We start from the raw sequence: 1469 nt of genomic DNA on the forward strand, positions 1-1469 counted from the left end.
TTGTGTACGCCCAGCATGGGCATGAACTGATGGGGTGGAAGTCCCCTGTAGGAGAACCACAGTCGATGATCGATGAACTGCATAGGCATCCCTCTCTGAGGCCGATTCCCTATCAATTCACATATTTGCCCTCAACTACTAGCCGAGGGCAAGGGCAAACCCGCAAGGGGATGTCTGAAGGAAACCTAAGCGCAAAACAGCGAGCCGACGGACAGGAATGTCATATAAGGCCTACTTCCCTGGGGCAAGGTGGCACAAGACATCAAAGCCCTGTGGTTCGGGGGATAAGGTAAATGGCGCGGTTGTGCTGTGAAAGTTCATGTTCTTATCTGGGGAGATCTGACAGACATGCGGTGGCATGCCACAGCGCTCTGGCCAGCAATGGTCCGGGTGATCTGTCAGAAGTCAGCAGAGGTCGTAGTACCAGTCCGGGCCAGGAGGCTAGGAACGGGAAGGGCCGAACATCAGCCAAGGAGGAGTCTTGTTTATCTCGGTGGAGGCGCAGTTTGTGACAAACGAAAAGTCTGCTACCGGCGGTGAATCGCAGCAACCAGCCTTGAACGATAATCTCATGGAGCGGATCCTGTCGCCTGAGAACCTCCACGCCGCATGGAAGCAGGTGAAGGAGAACAAAGGGGCGCCCGGTGTCGATGGCGTATCTATTGAGGACTATCCTCTGTGGGCCAGAAAGCACTGGGGCGCGACCCGCCGAGCCCTGGAAGGTGGCTACTACATCCCGCAGCCGGTGGCGCGGGTGGAGATCCCAAAACCGAACGGCGGCAGCCGCTCACTGGGCATCCCAGCCGTCAACGACCGCGTGATCCAGCAAGCCATCGCCCAGGTGTTGAATCCCATCATCGACCCCAGCTTCTCAGAATCGAGTCATGGCTTCCGCCCGGGGCGTAACGCCCATGGCGCGGTGCGTCAGGTCAAAGGATTCATCGAAGCAGGGTACAAAGTGGCAGTGGATGTAGACCTGTCGAAGTTCTTCGATCGGGTCAATCATGACATCCTCATGTCACGGCTCTCTCGGCATATCACAGACAAGCGACTGCTCAAACTGATCGGTCGTTATCTGCGCGCCGGAGTGGCGATTGATGGGGTGTGCCATCCAACACCCGAAGGGGTGCCGCAAGGCGGCCCTCTATCACCACTCTTGGCGAATGTGGTGTTGGACGATCTGGATAAACTTCTGGAATCCCGTGCACTGCGCTTTGTCCGTTATGCCGATGATTTTATCATCTGCGTAAGATCCACATCGGCGGGCCATCGCGTAATGCAGTGGGTGAAGCGATTTCTGAGCACCAAACTCAAATTGGTGGTCAACGAGGGAAAGAGCAAAGTGGTGAAAACCAATGAACTGCACTTCCTCGGTTTCACCTTCAAAGGGAAGAAAATCCGCTGGAGTGACAAAGCATTGAACGACTTCAAGTATAATATTCGTCGTCTGACGAAACGCTCTTGGGGTA

General features: G+C 55.3%; 1 protein-coding gene. It reads left to right on the top strand.

Annotation, left to right across the window (positions count from 1 at the left end):
• Positions 1 to 508 precede the first annotated feature (508 nt).
• A partial coding sequence (gene ltrA / locus CODIS_RS20290; protein WP_305782140.1) for a group II intron reverse transcriptase/maturase occupies positions 509 to 1469 on the top strand: 961 nt, incomplete at its 3' end.

Origin of the sequence: Candidatus Thiodiazotropha endolucinida (genome assembly GCF_001715975.1) — a bacterium.
Lineage (GTDB): Bacteria > Pseudomonadota > Gammaproteobacteria > Chromatiales > Chromatiaceae > Thiodiazotropha > Thiodiazotropha endolucinida.